Annotated in this window: 2 protein-coding genes; both read right to left on the bottom strand. The window is 66.1% G+C overall.

Translation table 11 applies throughout. The features are described 5' to 3' along the window. Nucleotides 1–473 precede the first annotated feature (473 nt). Entirely contained in the window at nucleotides 474–836 is a 363-nt protein-coding gene (locus tag ACWEVO_RS18835; RefSeq protein ID WP_452308820.1) for a hypothetical protein, read from the bottom strand. A gap of 13 nt (nucleotides 837–849) precedes the next feature. Further along, on the bottom strand, nucleotides 850–9,801 hold the full coding sequence (locus ACWEVO_RS18830) for a golvesin C-terminal-like domain-containing protein (protein ID WP_452308819.1): 8,952 nt from the start codon (nucleotides 9,799–9,801) through the stop codon (nucleotides 850–852). Nucleotides 9,802–9,939 lie beyond the last annotated feature (138 nt).

Below are 9,939 nucleotides of genomic sequence, written 5' to 3'. Positions count from 1 at the left end.
CGCCGACGCCGTCACCAAGCACGAGCCACGACCAGCCACTACGCCCGGCAAGCCCTCACCGAGCCGTGATCACAATCCCCGGCTGGAGTACTAGACGCCGGCGGGCATCCACAAGTCGCTCGGAGCCCGGTTGCTTGTTCCCCGATTCGGGTCGTTGCCCTGAGGACCACCGGGCTTGACCAGATCGGCAGCTCGCTCAGATTAAATCGTAACCCAAACCTGATCGTCGGCACCGGAACGAACCCTAGAAATTGGTGGCTGTCTCAACGACACCGCCCGTTCCGCCGACTAGCCCACAGGCAGCGGGGAACGTGGAAGCGCCACGAAAGATGGCCTTCGGCTCCGATCGTCGGAACCGAAGGCCATCTTCCCGGTTGTGCTTCGTCCAAGCGGCTGTGCCCTCATTGCACGATCGCCGCCCGCTCTCGAATCAGCCGCAGGCCGTTGGTCCAGCCGGCAGTTCGAGCCTCACACTAATCCTGAACCTTCCAGGCATAGCTCTCGAACACTCGATCGAAGTCCGGAAGAATGTTCAGGAGTTCCAATCCTTTCTCCCGCGGCAGGATCAACGCCCGCGGATATTCGACCACACTTCCATCCATCTCGATAAGCACCTCTCCCGGAAGCTCGGCATATTCGAGGTCATAGAAGGATCGGTCCTTCAGCAGAGTGGCCGTCGAATGGTCTTCCCCGACGCTGAGGGTCAGGACTTCGTCGCCGCAGTCGTTCCAGGTGAAGCTGGCGGACGTCTTCCCAAGCGTCTGATAAACCTTCCGCGCCTCCTCGAGACTCACCTCCCGGCTCAGGTATTCGGGCACGAAGGTTTCGATCTTCACGCCCGGGGAATTCTCAGACTGGGACATACCTGCCGACACTCCTCTGGTACACGCCGTGCAGACCTTGCGGTCCGTAGACATGCAGGGTATCCAATCCGAGTTGCTCGGCATATCCCGCCATACTGTTCCGGCAGAACCGGCAGGGCGCACGGTCGACAAACAGATTGGCCGATCCGCCACGAGTCGTGCCAGCCAAAGCCTGCGAGAAGACGTCACCTTCCGCATGGTCCTCGAACGAGGTGGCTGTCATCCTGTTTCCCTTGCCAGGGAAGGCAACGGGCCGTCCGATGTTGCGTCCATTCTGCCCATAGAAGCTCTGGCCGCCGTAGTCAAGGCGAGCGAGGGTGTTCTTCTGGGGCAGCTTGCTCTTAGGCGCCCCTGCAGCCACCGCAGCCGCGTAGTCCGCGTCCTCCTGCGCGACCGACTTCATTCCCGTCTGCTGACGCAAATTGGCCAGGTCTTGCTGGGCCGCCTTGTTGGGGCAGGCGTCGTTGTGGGCGAGTACGGGGGTTTCGCCGGCGAGGACGTAGTAGGTGTGCTGTCCGTCGACGGTGAAGTTGTGTACTCGCTGGACGTGGGTCTCGTGCCGGAGGGCAGCGATCTGGACCCACGTGCCCGACGACGTCTGGAGCCAGGCGCCGACCTTGAGCTGGCCGGCGGTCACCCAGACCCCGGAGTCCGGCAGCCAGAACCGGTGACCGTCCGTGGCCACGATGGTGCTGGTCTTCCCGCCGGCCTTGCCGTCGGTGTCCACGACGATGGTGACCAACTTCTTGACCCCGTCACCCCGGATCAGCTGGGTGACCGGACGGCCCTGCTGGTCCCCGGACTCGACATCGGAGGCAAGGACCCGGTCGCCGACCTTCACGTCCTCGATCGCCTTAGTCGAACCATCGGCGAGGAGCACCTTGGTCCCCGGAACGAAGCTGTTGCACGGCTTCGCCGACGCATGGGTCGGTGCCGCCTTGCCGGCGTCCGTGGCCCCTTCCACGCCCTTCTCGATGCTCTTGGCGTTCTCGGCCGCCTTTTCAATGTCGCGGGCGGTGTCGATGCCGTCGGCGATCTTCTTACCCGTCTTGGCCAGCTTCGCCGCGGCCACCGCGTTACCCGCGAGCGGGATCGCCGAGGCCAGGGACATCGCCGCGTCGACGTAGTTGCCCTCGGCGGCGTACCAGATGCCGTTGGCGACGTCGGCGACCTCACCGATCACCGGCACCATGCCGGCGACGTCCAGGGCGGCGTGGCCGATGTCCGACCACGACATCCCGAACAGGTGCCCGTCCAGCTCCACGAAGCTGATCGGGTTCCCGCCGGCGAACGCGTACCGGTTACCCGTGAACGGGTCCATCGCCAGGGCCATGTCCGCCATGGCACCGCCGTAGGCGTCCCGCGTCAGGAACCGGTTCAGGCCCGGGTCGTAGTTGCGGAAGCCCATGTCGTAGGTGCCCGAGTTGGCGTCCCACCGGGAGGCGTTGAACCGGAACGCGTTGTACGGCTCCTCACCGTCGGGCTGCGCACCCGGCTTGTCCACGCCGGTGAACTGCGACTCGTCGTCCTTGCCGTACGCCGTGTAGCCGTACGTCGCCCGGGTCTTGCCGTCCTCCTTCGTGATCCCGATGACGTCGCCGCGCGGCCGGTAGATGAACTGCGAGTACTCCCGCGAGCCGTCGTCCTTGTGCTTGATCTGGGTCAGTTGCTGACCCCACGGCGCGTACTGGTACGACTTGGTCGCCTTGCCCGCGACCTCCTCCCGCAGCACCTGGTTGTCCATCCCCAGGTACGTGAACAGGGTCGTCTTGCCAGCCGTCGTCTGCGACACCGTCCGGTCGAACGGGTCGTACACGTAGGTGGTCGACTTGGCGTTCGAGCCGATACCCGAGGTGGTCTTCGCCGTCCGGTCGAAGCCGTCGTAGTAGTACTTCTGCGCTCGCTGGCCGCCGACCGACACCGTGTCGAGGCGCCCGAGCGGGTCGTAGTTGTACGTCGAGGTCACACCCGCCGTGGTGGTCGAGTGCAGCCGGTTCCGGTCGTACTTGCTGGTGCTGGTCGTCCCGTCGACGGTCTGCGACACCGTGTTGCCGTTGGCGTCGTAGGTGTAGGTCTCCGTCGAGGTGCTGTCACCGGTCTTGTCCAGCTTGGCGATCCGGTCCTGCGGGTCGTAGCTGAAGACGTACGTGTTGTCGATGTAGTCCGACGAGTTGTCGGCGTTCATCAACTTGAGCACGTCCCGCGACGGGTGCCCGTTGGCCTGGTACTGCAGGTTGTGCTCCGCGACGGTGGTGCCGCCGGAGGTCTTCTCCAGCTGGTGCTTGGTGGCGCCGTCGAGGTAGTACTCGAAGTCCACGGTGTTGCCGTTGGGCTTGGTCTGCTTGAGCATCTGCCCGCGGGCGGTGTACGTGAACGTCGAGATCTGCTGGTTACCGGCCGTCGGCGAGTCGGCGTTGGTCACCTTGGCGACCATGTCCCGCTCGTCGTACTCGATCTTCGACCAGGTGAGGTCGTGGGTCGAGGTGAGCGGGTTGCCGTTGTCGTCGTAGGTCAGGGCCGTGGTGTTCTTCGGCGTGCTGTCGGTCGCGCCGACGAACTCCTTGACCGTGGAGATCTGGTTGAGCTGGTCGTAGGCGATGTCGTACCGGCTGATCTTCGCGCCCGGGCTGAGGTCCTTGACCTCGACCATCATCCCGTTCGGGTTGTACCGGTAGGTGAACTCCTTCTTCTCGTTGTCGACGTCGGCGGAGTTGTCCCGCACCAGCTTGACCGCGTCGGCGAGCACCTTGCCCGTCGCCTGGTCGGTGAGGGTGACCTTCTGGACGCCGTCCTCCTTGAAGGAGTAGCTGCCCAGGCTGATCCAGGCGCCGGTGTTCTGCGTCTGGTTCACGGTCTTGGTGACGCTGCCGCCGTCGTAGGTGATGGTGAACTTCGCGTCCGTCGCGGCGCCGCTGACCTGCGGGTGCCGGACGAACACCTCGTACGAGCCGTCCCGCGGGATGGTCAGCTGCCAGTTGAACTGCGCCGACCCGCTGCCGGCCGGGGCGGTGGAGACGTCGTAGCCCCACTGCCCGGTCGCCGCCCCGTTGCTCCAGGTGCCCTGGCTGGCGGTGTTGTTGGAGTCGGAGTTGTCGACCAGGACCACGTCCTTGCCGACCGGCACGCCGTCCTCGGAGCGGCCCTTCTCGTTACCGGACTGGTAGTAGTCCCAGGTCATCGTCCGGGTGACCGACCCGCCGGCCGAGGTCAGCGTGTTCCTGGTCTGCTGGCCCAGGTCGTTGTAGTCGAACGAGTTGACGATGTCCCACGGGTCGGTGGACGTCTTCGTCCAGCCGTTGTCGTAGTAGTCGTACTTGGTGATGTTGCGGACCGTCTGCCCGTCCGACGGGGGCGCGCTGACCTGCGCCAGGTTGCCGACCTCGTCGTAGGTGTAGAAGGTCTTGTCCGGCGTGTTGTACCGGCTGTCGTCCTTGTCGTAGGACGACCACTCCTCCTTCTTGCGGTTGAGCGCGTCGTAGACGGTCACCACGGAGAAGTCGTCGGCGTCGTCGGTCGTGTTCACCCCGCGCGGGGTGATCAGCTTCGTCTGGTTGCCGACCTGGTCGTACTCGTACTTGGTCGTCCGGTAGGTGATGGTGCCGGCGCCGTCCTTGTCGTACGGCACCTTCGACTCCACCAGCGCGCCGCGGGCGTCGTACGTCGCCAGCGACTCGTTGCCCTCGGCGTCGGTGGTGCCGAGGGTCAGGCCGTCCTTGTCGTACCGGGCGGTGGTGAACTTGCCGATCGCGTCGGTGGTCTTCACGACCCGGTGGTTCAGGTCGTACTCGTACTTCGTGGTGAAGTCGTCCGCCGCGCTGGCGGTCTTCTTCGCGTCGTACAGGACCGTGACGTTGCCGACGTTGTCGTACTCCGACTTCACCTTTTGGCCGAGGCCGTTGGTGACCTCGATCGGCTGGTAGATCGCGTCGTACTTGGTGGTCGTCATGTAGTCGCCCACCGTCGAGGTCAGGTTGCCCTGCGGCTCGGTGACGGTGAGGACGTTGCCGACCTTGTCGTACGTCGTGGTGGTCTTGCGCTCCGGGTCGGTCGCCTCGTCCTTCGGCGCGAGCGTCTCGACGACCTGGTCCGCCTTGTCGTAGACGGAGGTCGACACCGCACCGTTGGCCGCGTACGCCGTGGTGATGTTGTCGTTGGCGTCGTACACCGGGGCCTTGGTGGTGATGTAGCGGTTGTTGGCCGCGTCCATCGGCTCCACCTTCGTGGTGGGCCGGCCGAAGGTGTCGTACGCCTGGGTCACCTTGGCGTTCTTGCCGTTCTTGACCTCGGTGACGTTGCCCCGGTCGTCGTAGGTGAAGTTCGACGTGCCGTCGCCCGCGTCGGTGATGAGCGTCGGGTAACCGCTGGCGTGGAACAGGTCGTACTTCGTGGTGTTGCCGTTGGCGTCCTTGACGGCGGTGAGCTGGCCCCACTCGTCGTAGGTGTTGGTGCTCGTGTAGTCGCCGGCGGTCGCCGTGGTGTTGCCGACCGGGTCGGTGACGGTCGCGACGTCGCCCTCACCGGTGTAGGTGAAGGTCCACTTCCGTCCCTCCGGGCTGGTCTTGCTGACCATCTCGGCCACGTAGCCGTTGAGCGAGCGCTGGTAGGTCAGCACCGTGCCCGGCCAGCCGTTCTTGACCGCCTCCGCGTCCTTGATCTCGGTCGGGTAGCCGGTCTTCGGATCGAACGCCCAGGTCGAGACGGCGCCGTTGGCCTCCTCCAGCCGGATGACGTTGTGGTCGTCGTCCCAGCCGGTCTTGGTGACCTCGTTCTTGGCGTTGGTGAACTGGTACGCCCGGCCGTAGCCGTCCAGCAGGTACTGGGTGGCGTGGTTCTCCGCGTCGGTGACGGTGGCGTTGATGTTGTGGCCCTGCGGGCCGTCCGGGTCGACGTAGCCGAACTGGGTCAGGTAGCCGAGCCGGTCGGTGTAGGACTTGGTGGTCCAGTGGAACTGCGGGTCGTCCCCGGTCTGCGGGTAGTTGTAGACCAGGCTGGTCGGGTTGCCCCGCGGGTCGGTGACCTTGACCAGCTTGACGTTCTTGTTCCCCTGGGTCATGTCGTAGGCGAACTTGAACGTCTTGGGCGCCCCGTTGGTGGACCCGGCGCCGTCGACCAGCTCACCCAGCAGACCCTTGTCGGTGTAGGTGAAGGTGAGCTTGCGCCCCGAGATGTCGGTGATCTGCGAGACGTGGTCGATGATCTTCGGGTTGGTCAGGTTCGTCGCACCGGACACCCGGTTCCAGGTGGTGTCGTCGATGTAGTCGTACGTCTGACCCTTGGCGTAGTAGTCGATGGTCAGGGTGATCCGACCGGTCGGGTCGGTCAGGTACTTCAGGAACTTCGTCGGCTTGTTGTTGGACTTGCGCTCCTCGTAGGTGAAGAGCATCTCGTTGCCGTTGTTGTCGACGATGCTCGACAGGAAGCCCTCGCAGTCGTAGAAGAACTGCGTCCGGTCCGGCCGGGTGAGCACCCACGCCTTCGGCTCGTCGGTGTTGGGCTTGCAGTCCACGCTGCTGTACTTCTGCAGGTAGAGGTGCACGCCCTTCGGGCTCTTCCACTCGTTGGCCGCGGCGTCCCAGGTGAACCAGTGGCTGGTGCCGTCACCGTCGGTCAGGGTGACCTTGGTGGGGTTCGGGTTGGGGTGGAAGTCCAGCGGGGCACCGAGGCGCATCATCGACGACGCCTGCAGCGACCAGCCGTAGCCGGCCACCGTGTCGGTGGTGTCCAGCGAGTTGTACGCCAGGCGCACGAACGTCGACAGGCCACGCGACGGGTTGTTGAACGCGTTGTACGACCAGACGGTGTTGCCGGAGTACAGGTTGTTCATCAGGGTGCCGCCGCCGCCGGTGTTCTTCCCCGCGTACGAGTAGAACTTCTCCAGACCGAGCTGGTCGGAGGTCGGCTCCTCCACCGAGATGTTCTGCGGCAGCGCCGGGATCGACGCGGTCTCCGACAGCTTCTTGCCGGTCAGCTTGTTCCGCAGGTCCCACTGCAGGACGTAGTCGGTGCGCTGGTTCCCCTCCGTCGACGACGGCGGGGTCTTGACCTGCGCGGACACGTCGACCGTGCCGCCGGCCGGCACGCTCTTCGGCAGTGCGGTCGCCACCTCGTAGCTGGTGTCCGCGCCGTCGGTGACACCGTCGGCCCGCTTCCAGTCGTAGGCCAGCTCCCAGTCGGTCGGGTTCCACGCCGCCAGGGTCGGGTTGGACAGGGTCACCGGCACCGTGTACGTGGAGTTGGCCGTGGCCAGTGCCGGGGTCGAGGCCGCGTAGTACGTCGACTCCGCGGTCTGCTCCAGGTAGGTGACCTCCAGCGTGGGCCGCAGCAGCGGCTCCTGCGCCTCGGACGACAGCAGCATCGCCCGGGCGGTCTGGTTGACCTCGTCCCGCTGCCGCAGCAGCAGGCCGAAGTTCTTCGTCGAGTCCTTGACCCAGCCGTCGACCGCGGGGGTCACGTCCCAGGAGGCCCACTCGGGGTCGTTGGTGAACCCGTTGTTGCTGGCCTTCCAGGAGGTGTCGTAGTCACCGCCGGCGGTGGTCCACGCGTTGGTGCCGTCGTAGGTGTTCCACGTGGCCTTGGTCTCGGTGAAGTTCTTGGTCAGCTTGTAGACGTCGACGTACTCGTCGGTGTCCGTGCCCGGGTAGAGCGAGGTGTTGTACAACCGCAGGTCGGCGTCGACGACCTTGGCGTTGGTCGGGATGCCGGTCAGCGTCGGGAACTTCACCAGGCCGTGGGTGTCCCCGTAGTAGGACGAGTTGTTGCCCGGGCTGACGTACGGGTCACCGTCGTAGACGTCCACGTTCTCCGTCGGGCGGGCCTGGGAGAGGGTGGTGTCCGTGGTGCCGGTGCGGTAGATCCGGGTGATCTGGCCCGCCTTCGGCAGGATCGCCGACTGGGTGGGCCCGGCGATGATCTGCCCGTCGCGGGTCTTCACCGCGATCATGTAGTAGTAGAACTTCCGGGCCAGCGGGTCGGTGTTGTCCGCCGCCGTCGGGATCGCCGTGGTGTCCTGGTAGGTGCGGGTGCTGGTGGACACCGGGGCGATCAGGGTCGCCGCCGACGGGGTGAAGTTCTGGTAGATGCTGCGGTGCACCTGGTACTCCACCGCGTCGTCCGCGGTGGACGACGACGGGTCCACGTACGCCGGCCAGTCCAGCACCGCACCGGTGGAGGTGAGCGTCGTCGGCGGGTTGACCGCCACGCCCGGCCGGCCGTAGGTGATGACCAGCTTCGGCAGGTTGTAGTCCCGTCGGGCGTTGTTGTACGCGAACTCGGAGGCCTCGAAGATCGGGCCGCCGCGGCCCTTGGTGGCCTCGTCGACCGCCTTCACCATGAAGCCGTTGTTGGCGTAGGTGCCGTTGACCCAGTCCTGCACCACGTTGCGGACCGGGAACGAGCTCCACACGTTGGAGACGGCCGCCTTCTTGGTGGCGGCGCCCCACTTGGTGAACCGCACCGCGTCGGCGATCACCGACTTGCCGGAGACGTCGCCGAGGACGACCTTGCCGGTGGTGCCGGCCGCGAACGGGTGCACGCCGAGGGTCTTCCACTCGCCGAGCGCGCTGCCGGTCTGGTCGACGGTGTAGGTCTTCGACCCGCCGTTGTAGTAGACCGTGTACGGCGCGTTCGTCGGCCGGTCCGACTCCGACACGTAGTGGACCTCGACCTGGTAGTTGCCGGCCTCGGTGATGGTCGGCACCCAGGTGTGGGTGTGCCCGGTCGTGGTGTCGTTGTTGTACCGGTAGTCGCCGTTGACCGCCAGCGGGGTCAGCGCCGTGTTGCCCGAGTACGACCAGGTGCCGACCACCGAGGTGCCGGCGTCGCCGTCGTCCTGGGTGACCATGTTGCCGGCCGGCTGGGCGGCCATGTTGGCGTTCATGTTCGACCAGGTCGCGGTGCTCTCGCTCCACGGCTGGGTGATCCGGCGGGCCTCCATGGCCACGTCGAAGCCCCACGCGTAGTGGGTCTGCGAGTAGTACATCTGCAGCTGCGCGTCGTCGATCGGCGTGTTCCGCGGGATCGAGCCGACGTCGAACTTGACCAGCGTGCGGTACGCGTTGGACGCGTCCGTGCCGACCTTCAGCTGGTAGGTGTCGTTGTAGTTGGTGGTGGTCGCGCCGGAGTAGATCTGCACGTCCTGCGCGTCCGTGGGCACCGGCTGCAGCTTGATCGTCGGGTCGATCACCACCGGGTAGACCCGGGCCTGGTCGGCCAGCCAGCCAGCGTCGGCGGTGATGGTGACGGTCGACGTGCCGCCGGACTGGGTGACCTTCTGGGTGACCTTGTCCGACCACACCTTGCCGTGCGGGGAGGATTTGTCGTCCTTGCTGTCGTACATGAACGGCGCCGGCATCACGAACACGGGAGCACCGCCGTCCCGGCCCAGGAACGCGATCGACCCGTCCGCCCGCTGCTGCGCGGTCAGACCCGCCGTGTCCAGGGTGAACGTGTACGACACGGGACCGGCCGGCGCCTGCCGAAGGACGATCTTCTCCTTCAACGCGGTGCTGGTCACGTCGTAGACCACGTCCGCGCCGCCGGCCACACCCGGATAGGTCACCGTGGAGCCGGACACCTTCGGGCTGACGCTCCTGGCGGCACCGGCGAGGCCCAGCTCGACCGTGCGACCGTCCCGCTCGAACCGGACCAGGTCGTCCGAGCTGTCACCGAAGAGGCTGGTGAAGGTGTTGGTCCGGTTGCCCTGCACGTAGCCGGGCTCGTTCACCGGCCGGACGGTGGTGTCGATGGGCTGCCAGTCGCCCTTGCCGTCCTGGTAGTGCAGCGGCACCGCGGAGATCTCCGCCTGCAACCGCCCGTCGGACAGCTGATAGACCTTGGCGTTCTCGGTCCGCTTGCCGGGCAGCTCCTTGACCCGCTTCTGCGCCGGCCACTTCCGGCCGGCGACGGGCTTCTCGTCGCGGTACAGCCCGGCGCTGACCACCTCGGGCTTCGCCCGGTGGCCACCGCCCTCGACCAGGCCGCGGGCGGCGTCGCCGAGACGGCCCAGCAGGCCGCCGTCGTCCTTCTTCCCGCTCTGCGCGGCCTGCCCGGTTGCGGCGGGGTCGCGGTCCGGTAGGAC

The organism is Micromonospora sp. NPDC003776 (assembly GCF_053605645.1).
Note: the sequence above shows the minus strand (reverse complement) of the source record. Positions and strands in the feature narration are given on the sequence as shown.